Raw genomic sequence first — 19,133 nt, 5'->3', positions numbered from 1 at the left:
CTGCGCATCCGATAATGGGTCAACCGACGCCCGCCGTACGGACCGTCGGGCTGCACCGGGCCGCGCGCGCGGAGTACCCTTCCGTGATCACTGGAGACGGGCGTCCAGACGCAGAAGGCGGTGCACGGGTGAGCTCGGGAGGTCTGGAGCTGCCCCCTGGTGACAGCAGTCACGAGGGTGGCCCGGCGGACGCCCCAGGAGGTGTCCCCGGCGGGGCACCGGCGGGGCTCCCGACCGGGGCGGTCTCCCTGGCGGGCGGCCCGGCGGAGGCCGGGAGCGCGGGGGCCGGCGTGGAGCTGGACTGGGGCGCGGAGGCCTGGAGCGAGGTCCGCACCCGGGCGCAGCGGGCCGGCCGTGCGTACATCTGGCTGAATCTCATCGAACAGCGGCTGCGCGCGGTGGTCGGGGCGGTGCTCCGCCCGATCTACGAACCGGTGCACGGCACGGACGACTGGGTCGTCGCGGCCGCCGGGCCCGCCGGGCAGGAATGGGTCCAGCGGGCCGTCGCCGTGCGGGAGGTCAGCCGCCGCAAGGGCTACCTGCTGGACTCGGCCGACGACAACGTGCTGAGCTTCCTGACCCTGCCCCAGCTGCGGGAGCTGATGGTCCAGCACTGGCCGTGCTTCGAGCCGTACTTCGACGACCGGCGCGAGATCGAGCTGGCCCTCGACGAGCTGGAGGTCACCCGCAACGTCGTCTCCCGCAACCGGGCCCTGTCCCGGCCCGTGCTGGAGCAGGCTGAGCGGGCCTCGGCGCGCCTGCTGGAGGTGCTGGGCGGGGTCTCCGGCAGCCCCTCGGCCGAGCGGCTGCCGATCGACGCCGTCGAGGACCTGGTCGGCGACCGGTACGCGGACGTCATCTCGGTCCACCCGGACCGGGTACGGCTGCAGCGGCAGCTCCCGGCCGAGGACCTCTTCGGCGGGGCGCGCCGGCTCGACGCCATCGGCATAGGGCTCAACCTGCTGGTCCAGAACTTCTCGGGCCGAAGACTCGTCCGGCTCACCGAGGCCGGATGCCGGGTGCGGCTGCTGTTCCTGAACCCGGCGAGCAGCGCCGTGAAGCGGCGCGAGCGGGAACTGGGGCTGCGCAAGGGCGAGCTGAGCCGCTCGGTGGAGATGAACATCCTGCACGTCCGCCGGGTCCGCGCGGGCCTGCGGGACCCCTCCCGCTTCGAGATCCACGTCTTCGACGAGACCCCGCGGTTCACCGCCTACCTGGTGGAGGGGCAGTCCTCGGGCATCGCGGTGGTGCAGTCCTACCTGCGACGGGCGCGCGGCATGGAGTCCCCCGTCCTGGTGCTGCGGGGCGGCGGGCGCGGAGTGCCGAAGGACGCGGACCACGGGCTGTTCACCACGTACCGCGAGGAGTTCGAGTCGATGTGGGAGGACTCCCGACCGGTGTCCTGACGAGGTACGAGCAGCGGGACGCGACCTGCCGGGCGCGCCCTGCGAGGGGGTGGGGAACGGTGCCGGAGCCATGGCCCGAGGGGAAGTACGCCGATCCGCAGAAGGCACGCGAACGGTACGAAGCGGGGCTGGGGGTGGACCGGAAGGCCCGGGCGGAGCTGTTCCGCTTCGATACGGGCGAAGCGCACGGGGGACTGGCCGTGGTGCTCGTTGCGGCCGTGGTCGTGGGCTGCTTCGGGTCGCCGGCCACCGCCGCCCTGTGGGTCGGCGGGCCCGTGGCGGTCGTCCACCTCCTCGCGTCGCTGTGCGCCTGGCGGGCCGGCCTGCGCGGCCGCGCGCTGCTGGCCCGGTCCTACCGGCAGACCTTCGGATGGCTGTCCCTGGGCATCTGATCCGCGCCCCGGCGGCCGGGCTGTCAGTGGCCCGTGGCAGGCTGAAACCCGTTGACCGAAGGTGTACGGGGGAGGGGCACGGGGTGGAGGACTGGCACGGCATGGGGGACTGGCACGGCGGTGTGCTGATCGGATTCGACCTGGAGACGACCGGCACGGAGCCGGGCGAGTCGAGGATCGTGACGGCGGCTCTGGTCGAAGTGCGCGGCGGTGCGGTGCGCGAGCGCCGCGGCTGGCTCGCGGACCCGGGGATACCGATCCCGGAGGGAGCCTCGGCGATCCACGGGATCAGCACGGAACGCGCGATCGCCGAGGGCCGCCCGGTGCGGGAGGTCGCCGACGAGGTCGCCGAGGCCCTGGTCGGGCACTGGCGGGCCGGCGCGGTGGTCGTCGCGTACAACGCGGCCTTCGACCTGACCCTGCTGACGGCCGAGCTGGCCCGCCACGGGCTGCCGTCGCTGGCCGACCGGCTGGGCGGCGCACAGACCGGGCCGGTGGTGGACCCGCTGACCATCGACCGGGCCGTGGACCGCTACCGGCGCGGCAAGCGCACCCTGGAGGCGGTCTGCGGGGTGTACGGGGTCACCCTCGACGACGCGCACGACGCGGGCGCGGACGCGCTGGCCGCGGTCCAGGTGGCCCGCGCGATAGCCGAGCGCCACCCGGAGGTGGCCTCGCTCACCCCGGCCGACCTGCACGCGCGGCAGAGCACCTGGCACGCGCGCTGGGCCCGGGACTTCCAGTCGTACCTGCGCCGCCAGGGCACCCCGGACGCGGTGATCGACGAAGCCTGGCCCCTGCGCGGCCTGGTCCCCGCCTGAGCCGTCCTGCCCGCACCGAACCGCACGAAAGCCCGGTCGGCACAGGGCGGTTGCCACCCGGCGGCGCCGTGCCCGTCACCCTAGAACGCATGCCAGCGCGCCGTGCGGTCGCCGTCCCTCAGGGAGGACACGCGGTGGCGGAATTCGGCCAGGGCGCGGGGGTTGGCCGGGGCGTGCTGGGCGACCCAGGCGCAGCTGGCCGTTTCCCGGGCGCCGCGCAGGACCGCGCAGCCCTCCCAGTCGCGGACGTCCCACCCGTACGCCGCCACGAAGGCCCCGTACTCCTCGGCGGGCATGCCGTACCGGTCGCGGGCCAGCGCCATCACCACCAGATCGTGCTCGCGCAGATCGGCCGACACGGTTTCCAGGTCGACGAGGACCGGGCCGTCCGGGCCCACGTGCACGTTGCGGGGCAGCGCGTCGCCGTGCACCGGCCCCGGGGGCAGGTGCGGGGTCAGGGCGGCCACCTCGCCGGCGTAGGCATCGCGGCGCGCCCGCAGGTAGGCCGCGTCGGCCGGGTCCACGGCCCCGCCCGCCAGCCGCAGCCAGCGCTCGACCCCGCCCAGCAGGTCCCGCGGGGGCAGGGCGAAGGGGGGCGCGGGCAGTGCGTGCACCCGGCGCAGCAGCGCCGCAAGATCCTCGGGCCCGGCGGGCCGCACCGCTTCCGGCAAGCGGTGCCAGAGGGTCAGCGGGTGCCCGTCCACCAGCCGCGGCCCCGGCTCCGCCGCGCGGACCGCCGGAACCCCGGAGGCGGCGAACCAGCGGGACACCGCGAGTTCCCGCTCGGCCCGCTCCAGCAGCGCCGCCTCCCGGCCCACCTTGACCACCACGTCGCCGACGGCGAAGACCGCGTTCTCGCCGAGTGCGAGGAGCACCGCCGCCCCGGGATCGCCCCCGCCCAGGCCCGCCGCCGCCAGTACGTCCCTCGCCCGCGCCTCGTCCATACCGCCGCTCCCGCCCCTCGTCCTTGATCCGCTCGTGCCCGTCAGTATGTGGTGGCTTCCGGCGACTGGCCCGATCCTGGACTCATGGGCGCCCAACCCGAGGGAAGCGCCGGCCGCGGTCCCGCGGTCGTGACGCGGCGCGCCCTGCGCACCACCCTCTCCGCGTGCGCGTCGTTCTTCGTCTGCCTGTACGGGCTGGACCGGCCGGTGGCGGCCACGTACGCGCTGTTCGCCGCGGTGTCGATGGCGGCGCTCTCCCACATCCCCGGCACCGGCCGCCAGCGGGCGGCCGTCATGGTCAGGGCGACCCCCACGGCCTGGGTGCTGCTGACGCTCGGCACCTTCCTCGCCGTCCGGACCTGGACCGCCGTCGTCGGCATGCTCCTGATCGGCTTCTTCCTGGCCTTCGTGGCGGCGGCCGGGCCCCGCGCGGCGGGCGCCGCGCCCGGGCTGCAACTGCTCTACATCCTGCCGTGCTTCCCGCCCTACGCCCCCGGCACCCTGGGCGAACGGCTCGTGGGGGCCACCTTCGGCCTGCTGCTGCTGGTCCTCGCCGAGGCCTTCGTACTGCCCGAGGAACCCGGGCCGACCTACCGCCGGCTGGCCGCCGACGCCGCCGGCACCGCCGCCCGCTGCGTCGACGAGCTGGGCCGCGCCCCGTACACGCTGTCCGCCGCCTCGGCGCAGACGCTGCGGGCGGCCGGCGAGTCGCTGCGGCCCTTCCGGGTCGACGAGGCCGAACGCCCGGCCGGGCCGGGCCTGCGCGACCGCGCCCTGTCCCACGCGGGCCTGGCCGCCCGCACCCTCCTCGCCCGCCTCGTGAACCTTCCCCCGCCACCCCCGCCCCCGGGCCCGGTGCCGATGGAGCAGGAGCCCGAGATCCTGACCGCGGTCGGCCGGTCCGTCTCCGAGACCGCGGCCCTGCTGGACGGTCGGGCCGACACGACCGAAGCGGCCGACGTCCTGCGGCGCGTACGGGAGCAGGCCGCCGCGTCCGCCGCCCGGGAGGCCCCCACGACCGCCGCGCGGGGCCGCCGCCGGGCGGCGCTGCTGGAGGTGACGGACGCGGCCGTGGCCCTGGCGACGGCGGCCGAGCTGGCGGTACGGGGCCGTCGTGCGCGGCTGCCCGAGGACGTCGATTCGGGCCGGTTCTGGTACGCGGGCAAGCGCGCGCCGCGCCTGTGGTGGCACCGGCTGGCGGGACACGCCGGGCCGCGCTCGGTGTACTTCCAGAACGCCGTCCGGATCAGCCTCGCGCTGGCGGCCGCCCGTACGGTCGCGGGCGTGGACTCCCTGCCCCACGGCTTCTGGGCGATGCTGGCCGTCCTCAGCCTGACCCGGACCACCGCCGCCCAGACACGGGCCACCGTACGCGTGGCGATCACCGGCACCCTGCTCGGCGCCCTGGTCACCGGGCTGCTGCTGGCCCTGATCGGCGGCCACACCACCGTCTACGCCATCGCCCTGCCGTTCGTGATGCTCACCGCGTTCCGGGTCGGGCCGGTCCGGGGCGTGGGCTGGGCCCAGGGCATGTTCACCCTCGTGGTGGCCTTCGTCTTCGCCCAGCTGGCGCCCGTGACCTGGCAGCTGGCCGAGGTGAGGATCCTGGACGTGATCATCGGCAGCCTGATCGGCGTCGTCTTCGGGGTGCTCGCCTGGCCGCGCGGGGCGCAGAAGGAGCTGCACCGGGCGGTCGCCCTGCTGCTGACGACGGAGGCCGAGACGGTCGAGCGCACCACGGCCGCCGTCGTGGAGGGCGGGCCGGGGCACGTCCCCGACGACCGGCCGCTCCAGCACGCGCTGACGATGGCGGAGTCCGCGTTCGCGCAGCACCAGAACGAGCCCCGGACGCCCGAGACCCCCGCGACGACGGACTGGCAGGCGGCCATGATGTCGGGCCATCACGTGCTGTGGGGCTCGCGGCGGCTGTTCGTCCGGGGTGGTCCGGCGGTGGGGCCGGCGAACAGCGCCCGGCTGGACGGCCGTGCGGTCGGCGTGGCCGCGGGGATGCGGGAGGCGGCCGAGCGGGTGGGCGTGGAGCCGGAGCCCGCTGATCCGCTGGGCGCGCCGCTGCCCACCGGGTCCGCCGCGGACGCGCCGCCGGGGCTCTCCTCGCCGCGGTTCTTCGCCGCGCTCGCCTGGCTGGACTCGTTGGACGTCGACATCCGGCGCATCACGGCCTCGGATCACCCGTCCGGCCCAGCGGGCCCGCCCGGTGCTTCCGGAGCCCCGTAAAGATGTTGCACGAGACGTATCGTCTCGTTTATCGTCCGATCATGACCACAGCGAAGCCCGCCCACATCGCCATGTTCTCCATCGCCGCCCACGGGCACGTGAACCCGAGCATCGAGGTGATCCGCGAACTCGTGGCGCGCGGCCACCGCGTCAGCTACGCCATCCCCGCCTCCTTCGCCGAGAAGGTCGCCGAGACCGGCGCCACGCCCGTGATCTACACCTCCACCCTCCCCACCGACGACGAGCCGGAGGCCTGGGGCACCGAGCTCATCGAGAACCTGGAGCCCTTCCTGAGGGACGCCGTCCAGGCGCTCCCGCAGCTCGCCGCCGCCTTCGAGGGCGACGAGCCCGACCTCGTCCTCCACGACATCACCTCCTATCCCGCGCCCGTCCTCGCCCACCGCTGGGGCGTCCCCGCCATCTCCCTCTCCCCGAACCTGGTCGCCTGGGAGGGCTACGAGCAGGAGGTGGCGGAACCGCTGTTCGCCGACCTGAAGGCCTCCGAGCGCGGCAAGGCGTACTACGCCGCCTTCGCGGCCTGGCTCACCGAGAACGGCCTCGGCGACGACGTCGACCGGTTCCAGGGCCGCCCCCGGCGCAGCATCGTCCTCATCCCCCGGGCGCTCCAGCCGCACGCCGACCGCGTCGACGCGTCCGTGTACACCTTCGTCGGCGCCTGCCAGGGCGACCGCAGCGCGACCCAGGGCACCTGGCAGCGGCCCGCGGCGGCCGGGGGCAGGAAGGTCGTGCTCGTCTCGCTCGGCTCCGCCTTCACCAAGCAGCCCGCCTTCTACCGCGCCTGCATCGAGGCCTTCGCGGACCTGCCCGACTGGTACGTCGTCCTCCAGATCGGCAGGTTCACCGACGAGGCCGACCTCGGCCCGGTCCCCGCCAATGTCGAGGTCCACCGCTGGGTCCCCCAGCTGGACATCCTGCGCCAGGCCGACGCCTTCATCACCCACGCGGGCGCCGGCGGCAGCCAGGAGGGGCTCGCCACCGCCACCCCGATGGTCGCCGTCCCGCAGGCCGTCGACCAGTTCGGCAACGCCGACATGCTCGTCTCCCTGGGCGTGGCCCGCCACGTCCCGATGGCGGAGGCGGACGCCGCGACCCTGCGCGAGGCGGTCCTGCGGCTGGTCGCCGACCCCGGGGTCGCCGCCCGCGCCGAGGCCGTCCGCGCACAGATGGCCGGCGAGGGCGGCACACGGCAGGCCGCCGACCTGATCGAGGCCGCATTGTCACAGCCGGGGCCTAGGGTGCGCGCATGACGACGAAGAAGGCCACGACGAAGAAGTACGCGGCGCTGCTGCGCGGGATCAACGTCGGCGGGAACAAGAAGGTCCCGATGGCCGAGCTGCGTTCCCTCCTGGAGGGGCTCGGCCACGGCGACGTGCAGACGTACCTGCAGAGCGGCAACGCCGTCTTCAGCAGCGCACAGCAGGACCCCGCGGTCCTCACCCGGGAGCTGGAGGCGGCCATCGAGGCCCACTTCGGCTTCCGCGTGGCCTGCCTGGTGCTGGACGGCGCTTACCTGCGCGCCGTCGCCGAGGCCTGCCCCTTCCCGGCCGCCGAGCTGGAGGGCAAGCAGCTGCACGCCACCTTCTGCTCCGAGCAGCCCGGCCCGGAGCGCTTCGCCGCGCTCGACGAAGCCTCGTACCTCCCCGAGGAGTACCGGCTCGGCGACCGGGTCCTCTACCTCTACGCCCCCGACGGCCTCGGCCGCTCCAAGCTGGCCGAGGCCCTGGCCAAGCCCGCCGTCGTCAAGGGCATCGACGTGACCACCCGCAACTGGAACACCGTCGCGAAGCTCGTGGAGCTGACCGGCCCCTGAGCCGGCCGCGCGTGATCGGGAACTCGCCCCGGGTACCGCCCCGTTCGGATTCAATAGGAGTCAGGGCGAAGGGGGAGGGGGCCCATGAGCGAGATCCTGCCCGTGGGGGAGGACACGCCGGGCGGACCGCGCGGCGGCCGGACCCGGCGGATGGCGGAGGTGGCGGCCGTCGTGTCGGCCGCGACGGCCCTGGCGGCGCTGGTGTTCGGCCTGTTCGGGCTCACGGGCTCCGGCTTCGGATCCGGCGGCTCCTCGCGTACGCCGGCGGCTCCGGGCGCTCCGGGCGGCAGCCCCGAGCCGCCCGCCGAGAGGCCGTCGGCCAGTCCCACGGCGACGGCCGTGCCCCCGCCCGCGTCCGCACCCGAGGGCACGGCCACGACCCGGCCCACCCCCACCCCCGTGGACACGCCCCCGGCACCCCCGGCGGGCTGGCACCGGGTCGACGCATCGGCGCTCACCGCCTCCCTCGCCCTGCCGGACGGATGGAAGATCAAGGACGACGACGCGATGCACGTCAACTGGGTCTCCCCGGACGGCCGCTACGTGATCGGCGTCAAGCGCGACGGCACCCACGGCAGCACCGCCCAGGCGGCCTCCATCGGCCAGCTCGCCTGGTACCGCAAGGCCGCCGAGTCCAAGATGGTGGACCTGACCGCGCGCAGCTCCACCCTGGAGCAGGGCGGCCGCAGCGCGGTCCGGCTGGACCTCGACTTCCGCTGGGAGGGGGTGAGCTCCCCCGCCCGGCGCATCGAGCTCTTCGTCGCGGGCGAGCAGGGGCAGGTGTACCAACTCCTCGCCGAGGACCAGCACCTGGACGGGACCTCGGCCCTCATTGGCCTCTTCGAGACCGCCCGCACCCACCTGCGCACCGACCGGCACTGACCCCCGGCCCCCGCCCCGTGCCACCGCTCCGTGCGACGGTCGGTATTTGGTTCGCCCCGCCCCGACGCCCACGCGGGGGGCCGGATGTGCCAGGCTCGGGGCATGCGTTACATCATCATCGGCGCGGGCGCGGTCGGCGCCACCATCGGAGGACGCCTCGCGGAGGCCGGCAGCGAGGTCGTACTCGTCGCCCGCGGCGCGCACGCGCAGGCCCTGCGGTCCGACGGACTGCGCCTCACCACGGCCGACGGGACCCGGGTGCACCGGCTGCCCGTGGTCACCGGACCCGGCGAACTGGGTGAACTGCGCCCCGACGACGTGCTGTTGCTGACCGTGAAGACCCAGGACGCCATCGCCGCGCTCGACGCGTGGGGCGACGCGGAGGTCGCCGGCGGCGGTACCGCGGCGCAGCGGCTGCCGGTCCTGTGCGCGCAGAACGGCGTGGAGAGCGAGCGGCTCGCGCTACGGCGCTTCGCGCGCGCGTACGGGGTGTGCGTCTGGCTGCCCGCGACCTTCCTGGAGCCGGGCGTGGTCTCGGCCCTGTGCGCGCCGCTGACCGGCATCCTGCACCTGGGCCGGGCGGCGGGCGGCACGGACGCCCTGACCCGGGCCGTCGCGGCGGACCTCGCCAAGGCCGGCTTCGGGGCGCCGGCGGTCGAGGACGTGATGCGGTGGAAGTACGCGAAGCTGCTGGGCAACCTGGGCAACGCGATCCAGGCGACCACCGGCCCCGAGCCGGACCCGGCCAAGGCGGCGCTGCTGCTGCGGGCGGTCCGCGAGGGCAAGGCCGCCTACCGGGCCGCGGGCATCCCGTACGCCTCGGACGCCGAGCAGTCGCTGGCGCGTGACGGCAAGGTGGAGCAGCCGGCCGGCGTGCGGGGCGGCTCGTCCTGGCAGAGCCTGGCGCGCGGGACGGGCTCGGTGGAGGCGGACTACCTCAACGGGGAGATCTCCCTGCTGGGCCGTCTGCACGGGGTGCCGACCCCGGTCAACGACGTGCTGCGGCACGCGGCCAACATCTTCGCCCGCGAGGGCCTGCCGCCGGGCGCGATGTCCGCCGTGGACCTGACGGCCCTCGCCGACGAGGCGGCAGCCCGCGCGTAGTTCCCCGGCAGCGGCGCCGCTGCCGGGGCGCTGCCCCGGTCCTCGCTCCGCGGCGGGTCAGGCCGTCAGGGCCCGGAGTCCCGCGGGAGCGGCGGCCGAGGCGTCGTAGCGGCGCAGCAGGAGGCGGGCCAGTTCCGGGGCCGCGCCCAGCACGTCCGCGACGACGTCCGCGCCCGCGGCTTCGGCGCCGGCCGTGATCCGGTCCGGGAGACGGCCGGGGGCGATGACGTACGGGGCCACCGCCACCCGCTCGAAGCCCTCGGCGCGCAGGGCCCGTACGGCGTCCTCCGTACGGGGCAGTGCGGCGGAGGCGAACGCAGGCCGCACGGCACACCAACCGGTGCGCCGCCACTCCCGCGCGGTTTCAGCGATCACTGCGATCGCCTCCGGGTCCGTGGAGCCGGCGGACGCGAGCACCACCGCGGTGGTGGCGCGGTCCGCCGGGGTGAGGCCGGCTTCGGAGAGCCGGCGTTCGAGGGCGGTCAGCAGCAGCGGGGACGGTCCGAGGACGTCCGCCACCCGCACCGACAGCCCCGGCAGGCGCGAGGTCGACTCGGCGAGCGCCGCCGGGATGTCGGACTTCGCGTGGAAGGCGCGGGTCAGCAGCAGCGGGAGCGCCACGACCTCCCGTACGCCCGAGAGGTAGAGCGCGGACAGGGCCTGCCCCACCGAGGGGGTGTTGAAGTCCAGGAAGGCCGTCTCCACACGCAGCCCCGGCCGCAGCGCCCGTACCCGCCCGGTGAGGGCGTGCACGGTCGCCGCGTGCCGCGGGTCGCGGCTGCCGTGGGCGATGACCAGGAGTGCGGGGGACATGGGGATCAGCTCTTCGTCAGCAGGCCGCGGCTGCGCAGCACCCACCGCTCGACCGGGCTGAAGATCAGCAGGTCGATGGCGATGCCGACCACCAGGATCAGGATGATCGCGAGGAACACGCCCGGCAGGTCGATGTTGTTGCGGCCGTTCTCCAGCAACTGGCCCAGGCCCAGGCCGAGGTCCGGCGAGGAGGCGATGATCTCGGCGGCCATCAGCGAGCGCCAGGAGAAGGCCCAGCCCTGCTTCAGGCCGGCCAGGTAGCCGGGCAGTGCGGCCGGCATGACGATGTGCCGGGCCCCGGCGAGACCGGTGGCACCCAGGGTGCGGCCGGCCCGCAGGTAGAGCGGCGGGATCTGGTCGATGCCGGAGACGAGGCCGTTGGCGATGGACGGGACGGCGCCCAGCAGGATCACCGTGAACATCATGGCGTCGTTCAGGCCGAACCACAGGACGGCCGGCGGCACCCAGGCCACCGACGGCAGCGACTGCAGGCCCTGGAGGATCGGGCCGATCGCGGCGCGGACGAACTTCACCCGGGCGACGAGCAGGCCGAGCGGGGTGCCGATGGCCAGGGCCAGCAGGAAGCCGAGCAGGCCGCGGGAGACGCTGGTCCAGATGACCTCCAGCAGCGTGCCCTTGACCCACATGTCGGACAGGCTGTCCCACACCGCGGACAGCGCGGGCAGCTTGGTCTCCTCGGTGACCTCGGTCGCCACCAGGACCTGCCAGACGATGAGCACGAGGCTCACGGCCAGGACCGGCGGGAAGACCTTCTTGAGGAGGATCTCTCGGACCGGGGTGCGGTGGGTGTGGACCGCGTCGAGGGCGTCGAGGCCCGCCTCCAGGCCGGCCAGGTCGTCGCTCTTGCCCGTGGCCTTCGAGGTGGTGTCAGTGCTGGCCATGGCGGCGGATCTCCCCACGCAGGTGTTCAGTGATCTCGAGGGACAGTTCCGCGACGTCCGCGTCCTCGATGCGGCGCGGCTGCGGGATGTCCACGGTCCATTCCTTCGCGACCCGGCCGGGCCGGGAGGAGAGCAGGACCACGCGCTGGGCGAGGCGGACGGCCTCGCGCACGTTGTGGGTGACGAACAGGACGGACAGGTTCGTCTCGTCCCAGATACGGGTGAGCTCGCCGTGCAGCACGTCCCGGGTGATGGCGTCGAGCGCCGCGAACGGCTCGTCCATCAGCAGCAACTGGCTGTCCTGGGCGAGCGCCCGGGCCAGGGCCACGCGCTGGCGCATACCGCCGGACAGCTCGTGCACGCGCTTGCCGTACGAGCCGCCGAGCCGGACCAGCTCCAGCAGCCGCTCGGCCTCCGGGCGGCGGTCGGCCTTGGCCACCCCGCGCAGGCGCAGGGCGAGTTCGATGTTCTTGCCCGCGGTCAGCCACGGGAAGAGGGCGTGCTCCTGGAACATCAGCGCCGGACGGCCGCCGGGGGTCTCGATGGACCCCGCGGACGGCTTGTCCAGACCCGCGACCAGGTTCAGCAGCGTGGACTTTCCACACCCCGAGGCGCCCAGGATGGTGACGAACTCGCCGGGAGCGACATCGAGGCTGATGTCGTCCAGGACGAGCTGCGATCCGGCCGGGCCGGAGAAGGACTTCGAGACGTGCTCGATGCGGGCGGCGTGCGAACGCTCCGCGACGGAGCCCTCGGCAGCCTCGGCGAACGTGGTGGCCATGGTCGTCACCTCCTGGGATTGCTGGATTACGGGGTTACTTGGCGCCGAGGCCGGCGTCGGAGACCTCGGGCTTGCCTGCGGCCTTGAGGACCTTGTTCAGGAGCGTGAGGTCGTAGATGCCGGCGAGGTCGGGCTGCTCGATGAGCTTGGCCTTGACGGCCCACTCGGACTGGGTCTTGAGGGTGGAGGCCAGCGGGTCGTCGGTGATGGCGATGCTGGGCCACGCCGGGTCGAGGACCTTCGCGTCGAGGGCCTTGCCGCTGTCCGCCTCGAGCTTCGCGTTCGCGGAGGCCTTGGCCTTGTCCGGGTTGGCGTTGATCCACTCGTTGGTCTTCACGGTGCCCTTGAGGACGGCCTCGACGACGTCGGGGTGCTCCTTGAGGAACTTCTGCGACACGATGATGTTCGTGATGACGAACTTCTTGTCGGGCCACAGGGCGGTCTCGTCGAGGAGGACGGAGCCGCCGTCGGAGACGAGCTTGGAGGCTGTGGGCTCGGGTACCCAGGCGCCGTCGATGGAGCCCTGCTTGAAGGCGTCGGGGGTGACCTTGTTGTCGGTGCGGACGACGGAGACGTCGCCCTTGCCGGACTCGGGGTCGACCGTCCAGCCCTTCTCGGAGATCCAGTTGAGGAAGGCGACGTCCTGGGTGTTCCCCTTCTGCGGGGTGGCGATCTTCTTGCCCTTGAGGTCGTCGAGGGTCTTGATCCTGTCCGGGTTCACGACGAGCTTGACGCCGCCGGAGGCGGAGCCGGAGATGATGCGCAGGTTGGAGCCCTTGGACTTGACGTAGCCGTTGATCGAGGGCGAGGGGCCGATGAAGCCGATGTCGAGAGAGCCGCCGTTGAGGGCTTCGATCTCGGACGGGCCGGCGTTGAAGGACTGCGGCTTGACCTTGGTGCCGTTCAGTTCCTTCTCGATCAGGCCCTCCTGGAGGCCGACCAGCGCGGTGGCGTGCGTCAGGTTCGGGAAGTAGCCGATACGGACCTCGGAGGCCGACAGCTTCGCGCCGTCCGCGGCGGCGTTCGCGGCCTTGTCGGCGTCGTCCTTCTTGGCCTCCGAGCCGTAGCCGCACGAGGCGAGCGCGCCGATCAGGAGCGGCAGCGCGGCGGCGGCGACGACCCCGCGGCGCAGGGTGGTGCGGGTGGTACGGGTGCTGGCGGTGGCAGGCACGGGAGGACTTCCTCTCGTGACGCGGTCATCTCATGACGCACGTCTTCGTCTGTGGAGCGGGGGCAGGTACGGCTCGTGGGGGGTGTGGGCGCGCATGCGGTGCGCGTACGTCATCGCGCACATCGCGCCACCCCTCCCTGGCCGCTGCCGAGGCGGCCGCTGCCCACGCGGCCGCCCTCCTTGGCGAAGGTGGAGTAGATGTCGGCGGGCATGATCTAGAAGTCCCACCCTTCTTCGTCCGCCTGCACTGCGCTGGTCGGGGGACCGGCCTTGGAGGCGAAGGACTCGCCGGCCATGCCCGCCGCCAGGGTCGTTCCGTCGGCCGGGTCGATCAGCAGGAAGGACCCGGTGCGGCGCGAGTCGGCGTACGCGTCGAGCGCGAGCGGCTCGGCGGTGCGCACGACGACGCGGCCGATGTCGTTGGCCACCAGCTGCCCGGGGTTCGGGTGCTGGGACAGGTCGTCCAGGGTCAGCCGCGAGGGGATCTCCTTGACGATCGCCTTGACCGTGCGCGTCGTGTGCTTGATCAGCACCCGGGCGCCCACGGCGAGGGGCTGGTCGGCCACGTGGCAGACCGTCGCCTCGACGTCCTGCGTGGTGGCCGGGGCGTTCGCGGACGGCGCGATCAGGTCGCCGCGCGAGATGTCGATGTCGTCCTTCAGCCGCAGCGTCACCGACTGGGGGGCCCAGGCGATGTCCACCGGCTCACCCAGTGCGTCGATGCCCTCGATGACCGAGGTCCGGCCCGACGGCAGGACGGTCACGGCCTCGCCGACGCGCAGCACGCCGGAGGCGATCTGGCCCGCGTAGCCGCGGTAGTCGGGGTGCTCGGCGGACTGCGGACGGATCACGTACTGCACCGGGAAGCGCGCCGGGCAGGCCGTGAGGTCGTGGCTGACCGGGACGGTCTCCAGGTGCTCCAGCACCGTCGGGCCGCCGTACCAGTCCATGTTGGCGGACGCGTCCACGACGTTGTCCCCGGCCAGGGCCGAGATCGGGATCGCGGTGATCTCCGGGACGCCCAGGTCCGAGGCGTACGCCGTGAACTCCTCGGCGATGGCCGCGAAGACCGACTCCTGGTAGCCCACCAGGTCCATCTTGTTGACGGCCAGGACCACGTGCGGGACGCGCAGCAGCGCGGCGACGGCCGCGTGCCGGCGGGTCTGCTCGATCACACCGTTGCGGGCGTCGACGAGGACCACGGCCAGGTCGGCGGTGGAGGCGCCGGTCACCATGTTCCGGGTGTACTGCACGTGCCCCGGGGTGTCCGCGAGGATGAACCGGCGGCGCGCGGTGGCGAAGTAGCGGTAGGCGACGTCGATGGTGATGCCCTGCTCCCGCTCGGCCCGCAGGCCGTCGGTGAGCAGCGCGAGGTCCGGGGTGTCCTGGCCGCGCTGGGCGGAGACGGCCTCGACGGCCTCCATCTGGTCGGTGAGGACCGACTTGGAGTCGTGCAGCAGCCGGCCCACCAGGGTGGACTTGCCGTCGTCGACGGAACCGGCGGTCGCGAAGCGCAGCAGGGTGGTCGCCGACACATCGGCGAACTGCTCGGTGGTGCTGGTCATTTCTAGAAGTACCCTTCGCGCTTGCGGTCTTCCATCGCGGCCTCGGACATCTTGTCGTCGGCGCGGGTCGCGCCCCGCTCGGTGAGGCGGGAGACGGCGATCTCGGCGATCACGGCGTCCAGCGAGGTGGCGTCGGAGTCGACGGCGCCGGTGCAGGACATGTCGCCGACGGTGCGGTAGCGGATGAGGCGCGTCTCGGGCGTCTCGCTCTCCTTCGGGCCGCCCCACTCGCCGGCCGTCAGCCACATGCCGTTGCGCAGGAACACCTCGCGCTCGTGGGCGAAGTAGATCTCCGGCAGCTCGATGCCCTCCCGGGCGATGTACTGCCAGACGTCCAGCTCGGTCCAGTTCGAGAGCGGGAAGACGCGCACGTGCTCGCCCGGGGCGTGGCGGCCGTTGTAGAGCTGCCACAGCTCGGGGCGCTGGCGGCGCGGGTCCCACTGCGAGAACTCGTCGCGCAGGCTGAACACCCGCTCCTTGGCGCGGGCCTTCTCCTCGTCGCGGCGGCCGCCGCCGAAGACGGCGTCGAACTTCAGGCTCTGGATCGCCTCGGTCAGCGGCACGGTCTGCAGCGGGTTGCGGGTGCCGTCGGGGCGCTCGCGCAGCTTGCCCGCGTCGATGTACTCCTGGACGGAGGCCACGTGCAGGCGCAGGCCGTGCCGGGCGACCGTGCGGTCGCGGTACTCGAGCACCTCGGGGAAGTTGTGGCCCGTGTCGACGTGCAGCAGCGTGAAGGGCACCGGCGCCGGCGCGAACGCCTTCAGCGCCAGGTGCAGCATGACGATGGAGTCCTTGCCGCCGGAGAAGAGGATCACCGGCTTCTCGAACTCGCCCGCCACCTCGCGGAAGATGTGCACCGCCTCGGACTCCAGCGCGTCGAGGTGCGACAGCGCGTACGGGGCGTCGGAGCCGGAATCGGTGTGCAGGTGTGCGGCCGTGGTCATGCCAGACCCCTCTCGGTGAGCAGCGCGTGCAGGGCCGAGGCCGACTCCTGCACGGTCTGCGTGTGCGACTCGATACGGAGGTCCGGGGACTCCGGTGCCTCGTACGGGTCGTCGACCCCGGTCAGACCGGAGATCTCGCCCGCCGCCTGCTTGGCGTACAGGCCCTTCACGTCGCGCTCGGAGCAGACCTCGACCGGGGTGGCCACGTGGACCTCCAGGTACGGGGTGCCCTCGGCGGCGTGCCGCTTGCGGACGGCCTCACGGCTGTCCGCGAACGGCGCGATCACCGGTACCAGCGCCTTGACGCCATTGCTCGCGAGGAGTTCGGCGACGAAGCCGATCCGCTGCACGTTGGTGTGCCGGTCCTCGCGGGTGAAGCCCAGTCCGGCGGAGAGGAACTCGCGGATCTCGTCCCCGTCGAGTACCTCCACGCGGTGGCCCTCGGCGCGCAGCCGGTCGGCCAGCGCGTAGGCGATGGTGGTCTTGCCCGCGCTCGGCAGCCCGGTCAGCCACACGGTGGCGCCCTGGTCGCTCACGCTCATCTGCTCTGTCTCCGTAGGTTCTTCGCCGGTCGTCATCAGCCGTGCAGTCCGCACTCGGTCTTGCCCCGCCCGGCCCACCGGCCGGCCCGCGCGTCCTCGCCCTCGGCGACGCGGCGGGTGCACGGGGCGCAGCCGACGGAGGCGTATCCGTCCATCAGCAGCGGGTTGGTCAGGACGCCGTGCTCGGCGACGTACGCGTCCACGTCGTCCTGGGTCCAGCGGGCGATCGGCGAGACCTTGACCTTCTGCCGCTTCTCGTCCCAGCCGACCACCGGGGTGTTCGCCCGGGTCGGGGACTCGTCGCGGCGCAGGCCCGTCGCCCAGGCGGCGTACGCGGTCAGGCCCTCTTCCAGGGGCTTGACCTTGCGCAGCGCGCAGCACAGGTCGGGGTCGCGGTCGTGCAGCTTCGGGCCGTACTCGGCGTCCTGCTCGGCGACGCTCTGACGCGGGGTCAGGGTGATGACGTTGACGTCCATCACGGCCTCGACCGCGTCACGGGTGCCGATGGTCTCCTCGAAGTGGTAGCCCGTGTCGAGGAAGACCACGTCCACACCGGGGAAGACCCGCGAAGCCAGGTGGGCGACGACCGCGTCCTCCATGGAGGAGGTCACGGCGAACCGCTTGCCGAAGGTCTCGGCCGCCCAGCGCAGGATCTCCGGCGCGGAGGCGTCCTCCAGGTCCCGGCCCGCCCGCTCGGCCAGCTCCTTGAGTTCCCCGGCCGTGAGACGCACGTCTTGACTGGTGGTCATATCCCGTCCCCTCCCGCTGATCCTGCCGAACCCGCTGATCCCGCTGATCCTGCCGATCCTGCCGATCCCGCCGAGTCCGACTGGACACCCCGGGCCAGCAGCCCGAGGTACTTCAGCTGGAAAGCCCGGTTGCAGGCCCTGCATTCCCACGCGCCGTGGCCCGTCTCGTTCGGAAACAGGTCCTCGTCGCCGCAGTACGGGCAGTAGAACGGTGCGGCGCGCTCGCTCACGAGAGGCTCTTCTCGTCCGCGCGGGCGACCCACGCCGCGAAGCGCTCGCCGTCCTCGCGCTGCTCCTCGTAGTGCTTGACGACCCGCTCGACGTAGTCGGGCAGACCGGCCGCGGTGACCTTGAGGCCGCGGACCTTGCGGCCGAAGCCGGCCTCCAGGCCGAGGGCGCCGCCCAGGTGGACCTGGTAGCCCTCCACCTGGTTGCCGTCGTCGTCCAGGACCAGCTGCCCCTTGAGACCGATGTCCGCCACCTGGATACGGGCGCAGGCGTTCGGGCAGCCGTTGATGTTGATGGTGAGCGGCTCGGCGAAGTCCGGCAGGCGGCGCTCCAGCTCGTCGATCAGCGAGGCGCCGCGCGCCTTGGTCTCGACGATGGCCAGCTTGCAGAACTCGATGCCGGTGCAGGCCATCGTGCCGCGGCGGAACGGGGACGGCTTGACCCGCAGGTCCAGCGCCTCCAGCGCCTCGACCACCGAGTCGACCCGGTCGGCCTCGATGTCGAGCACGATCATCTTCTGCTCGGCGGTGGTGCGCAGCCGGCCGGAGCCGTGCTGCTGCGCCACGTCCGCGATCTTGGTCAGGGTGGCGCCGTCCACGCGGCCCACGCGGGGCGCGAAGCCGACGTAGAACTTGCCGTCCTTCTGCTGGTGGACGCCCACGTGGTCGCGCCACTGGCCGCTCGGCTGCGCGGGCGCCGGGCCGTCGGTCAGCTTGCGCTTCAGGTACTCGTCCTCCAGGACCTGGCGGAACTTGACCGGGCCCCAGTCGGCGACGAGGAACTTCAGACGGGCGCGGTTGCGCAGCCGGCGGTAGCCGTAGTCGCGGAAGATCGAGATGACGCCCTCGTAGACGTCCGGGACCTCGTCGAGCGAGACCCAGGTGCCCAGGCGCACACCCAGCTTGGGGTTGGTGGAGAGACCGCCGCCGACCCAGACGTCGAAGCCGGGGCCGTGCTCGGGGTGGTTCACGCCGACGAACGCGATGTCGTTGATCTCGTGCGCCACGTCGAGCAGCGGCGAGCCGGAGATCGCCGACTTGAACTTGCGAGGCAGGTTGGAGAAGTCCTTGTTGCCCACGATGCGGCGGTAGATCTCGTCGATGGCGGGCGTGCCGTCGATGATCTCGTCCAGGGCGATGCCGGCGACGGGCGAACCGAGGATGACGCGGGGCGTGTCACCGCAGGCCTCGGTGGTGGAGAGGCCGACGGCCTCCAGCCGGCGCCAGATCTCCGGGACGTCCTCGATCCGGATCCAGTGGTACTGCACGTTCTGCCGGTCGGTGAGGTCCGCGGTGCCGCGCGCGAACTCCTCGGAGATCTCGCCGATCACCCGGAGCTGCTCGGTGGTCAGCCGGCCGCCGTCGATGCGGACGCGCAGCATGAAGTACTCGTCGTCCAGCTCCTCCGGCTCCAGGATCGCGGTCTTGCCGCCGTCGATCCCGGGCTTGCGCTGGGTGTAGAGGCCCCACCAGCGCATACGGCCGCGCAGGTCGTTGGGGTCGATCGAGTCGAAGCCGCGCTTGGAGTAGATCGTCTCAATGCGTGTCCGCACGTTGAGACCGTCGTCGTCCTTCTTGAACTGCTCGTTGCCGTTGAGGGGGGTGTGGTGTCCGACGGCCCACTGGCCCTCACCGCGGTGACGGCCGGTCTTGCGGCGCGCGGCGGCTGCGGGTGCGGCTGCGGGCGTTTCGGGGGTGGCGGCCATGGCGGTACGTCCTTCTTCGGCGGCTCGAGGCAAGGGCAGGGGAGGCGGCGGCGCGCCCCTGCCGGCTCGGCGATGTCCGAGCGGGTGTGGCGGATTCCCGCTCCGCTGCCGGGGTTGC

At 73.2% G+C, this 19,133-nt stretch carries 18 protein-coding genes; 8 read left to right on the top strand and 10 right to left on the bottom strand.

Features of this window, described 5'->3' with window-relative positions; translation table 11 throughout:
• Positions 1 to 128 precede the first annotated feature (128 nt).
• The 3 genes from B6R96_RS08355 to B6R96_RS08345 all read left to right on the top strand — a co-directional run bounded on the left by B6R96_RS08355 (position 129) and on the right by B6R96_RS08345 (position 2,619).
• Entirely contained in the window at positions 129 to 1,406 is a 1,278-nt protein-coding gene (locus B6R96_RS08355; RefSeq protein WP_053704602.1) for an SAV2148 family HEPN domain-containing protein, read from the top strand.
• 59 nt (positions 1,407 to 1,465) lie between these two features.
• Positions 1,466 to 1,798, top strand: coding sequence for a hypothetical protein (locus B6R96_RS08350; RefSeq protein ID WP_081522132.1), 333 nt, complete (start codon positions 1,466 to 1,468; stop codon positions 1,796 to 1,798).
• Between the two features lie 101 nt (positions 1,799 to 1,899).
• Positions 1,900 to 2,619 (top strand): 3'-5' exonuclease, encoded by a 720-nt coding sequence (locus B6R96_RS08345; protein ID WP_030386025.1) that lies wholly within the window; start codon positions 1,900 to 1,902, stop codon positions 2,617 to 2,619.
• Positions 2,620 to 2,699: 80 nt separating this feature from the next.
• On the opposite strand, the gene B6R96_RS08340 is transcribed toward B6R96_RS08345, so the two are convergent.
• Positions 2,700 to 3,563, bottom strand: coding sequence for a phosphotransferase enzyme family protein (locus B6R96_RS08340; RefSeq protein ID WP_030386024.1), 864 nt, complete (start codon positions 3,561 to 3,563; stop codon positions 2,700 to 2,702).
• 84 nt (positions 3,564 to 3,647) lie between these two features.
• On the opposite strand from B6R96_RS08340, the gene B6R96_RS08335 reads away from it, so the two are divergent.
• The 5 genes from B6R96_RS08335 (at position 3,648) to B6R96_RS08315 (ending at position 9,615) form a co-directional block, all read left to right on the top strand.
• Positions 3,648 to 5,798 carry an FUSC family protein gene (locus tag B6R96_RS08335; protein ID WP_081522131.1) on the top strand — a complete coding sequence of 717 codons (2,151 nt, stop codon included), beginning with the start codon at positions 3,648 to 3,650 and terminating at the stop codon, positions 5,796 to 5,798.
• A 2-nt stretch (positions 5,799 to 5,800) separates the two neighbouring features.
• On the top strand, positions 5,801 to 7,066 hold the full coding sequence (gene mgt, locus B6R96_RS08330) for a macrolide-inactivating glycosyltransferase (protein WP_384506296.1): 1,266 nt from the start codon (positions 5,801 to 5,803) through the stop codon (positions 7,064 to 7,066).
• A complete protein-coding gene (locus tag B6R96_RS08325; RefSeq protein ID WP_081522129.1) occupies positions 7,063 to 7,629 on the top strand; it encodes a DUF1697 domain-containing protein in 567 nt (188 codons plus the stop codon). The genes mgt and B6R96_RS08325 overlap by 4 nt, the downstream gene beginning before the upstream one ends.
• Before the next feature lie 84 nt (positions 7,630 to 7,713).
• On the top strand, positions 7,714 to 8,511 hold the full coding sequence (locus B6R96_RS08320; protein ID WP_081522128.1) for a hypothetical protein: 798 nt from the start codon (positions 7,714 to 7,716) through the stop codon (positions 8,509 to 8,511).
• Positions 8,512 to 8,613: 102 nt separating this feature from the next.
• Positions 8,614 to 9,615, top strand: coding sequence for a ketopantoate reductase family protein (locus tag B6R96_RS08315; protein WP_081522127.1), 1,002 nt, complete (start codon positions 8,614 to 8,616; stop codon positions 9,613 to 9,615).
• A 57-nt stretch (positions 9,616 to 9,672) separates the two neighbouring features.
• Here B6R96_RS08315 and B6R96_RS08310 read toward each other — a convergent pair whose 3' ends face one another.
• From B6R96_RS08310 to B6R96_RS08265, 9 genes are all read right to left on the bottom strand, one after another.
• Positions 9,673 to 10,428 carry a sirohydrochlorin chelatase gene (locus tag B6R96_RS08310; RefSeq protein ID WP_053701742.1) on the bottom strand — a complete coding sequence of 252 codons (756 nt, stop codon included), beginning with the start codon at positions 10,426 to 10,428 and terminating at the stop codon, positions 9,673 to 9,675.
• A 5-nt stretch (positions 10,429 to 10,433) separates the two neighbouring features.
• Positions 10,434 to 11,330 carry an ABC transporter permease gene (locus B6R96_RS08305; protein WP_053701743.1) on the bottom strand — a complete coding sequence of 299 codons (897 nt, stop codon included), beginning with the start codon at positions 11,328 to 11,330 and terminating at the stop codon, positions 10,434 to 10,436.
• The gene (locus B6R96_RS08300; protein ID WP_030386016.1) at positions 11,317 to 12,111 is read right to left on the bottom strand and encodes an ABC transporter ATP-binding protein; all 795 of its coding nucleotides are present in this window, start codon (positions 12,109 to 12,111) and stop codon (positions 11,317 to 11,319) included. The genes B6R96_RS08305 and B6R96_RS08300 overlap by 14 nt, the downstream gene beginning before the upstream one ends.
• Before the next feature lie 34 nt (positions 12,112 to 12,145).
• On the bottom strand, positions 12,146 to 13,282 hold the full coding sequence (locus B6R96_RS08295; protein ID WP_081522126.1) for an aliphatic sulfonate ABC transporter substrate-binding protein: 1,137 nt from the start codon (positions 13,280 to 13,282) through the stop codon (positions 12,146 to 12,148).
• A gap of 215 nt (positions 13,283 to 13,497) precedes the next feature.
• The gene (locus B6R96_RS08290; RefSeq protein ID WP_081522125.1) at positions 13,498 to 14,847 is read right to left on the bottom strand and encodes a sulfate adenylyltransferase subunit 1; all 1,350 of its coding nucleotides are present in this window, start codon (positions 14,845 to 14,847) and stop codon (positions 13,498 to 13,500) included.
• A gap of 2 nt (positions 14,848 to 14,849) precedes the next feature.
• Positions 14,850 to 15,791, bottom strand: a complete 942-nt coding sequence (gene cysD / locus B6R96_RS08285) for a sulfate adenylyltransferase subunit CysD (protein ID WP_030390625.1) — start codon at positions 15,789 to 15,791, stop codon at positions 14,850 to 14,852.
• Entirely contained in the window at positions 15,788 to 16,333 is a 546-nt protein-coding gene (gene cysC / locus B6R96_RS08280; RefSeq protein WP_053177733.1) for an adenylyl-sulfate kinase, read from the bottom strand. The genes cysD and cysC overlap by 4 nt, the downstream gene beginning before the upstream one ends.
• A 35-nt stretch (positions 16,334 to 16,368) precedes the next feature.
• The gene (locus tag B6R96_RS08275) at positions 16,369 to 17,082 is read right to left on the bottom strand and encodes a phosphoadenylyl-sulfate reductase (RefSeq protein ID WP_030390623.1); all 714 of its coding nucleotides are present in this window, start codon (positions 17,080 to 17,082) and stop codon (positions 16,369 to 16,371) included.
• Between the two features lie 226 nt (positions 17,083 to 17,308).
• Positions 17,309 to 19,015 carry a nitrite/sulfite reductase gene (locus B6R96_RS08265; protein WP_081522123.1) on the bottom strand — a complete coding sequence of 569 codons (1,707 nt, stop codon included), beginning with the start codon at positions 19,013 to 19,015 and terminating at the stop codon, positions 17,309 to 17,311.
• Between the last annotated feature and the right edge of the window lie 118 nt (positions 19,016 to 19,133).

It is taken from the genome of Streptomyces sp. Sge12 (assembly GCF_002080455.1).
In the GTDB taxonomy this organism is placed as follows: domain Bacteria; phylum Actinomycetota; class Actinomycetes; order Streptomycetales; family Streptomycetaceae; genus Streptomyces.
The sequence above is the reverse complement of the archived record's forward strand: the minus strand, read 5'-3'. Positions and strand labels throughout refer to the sequence as shown.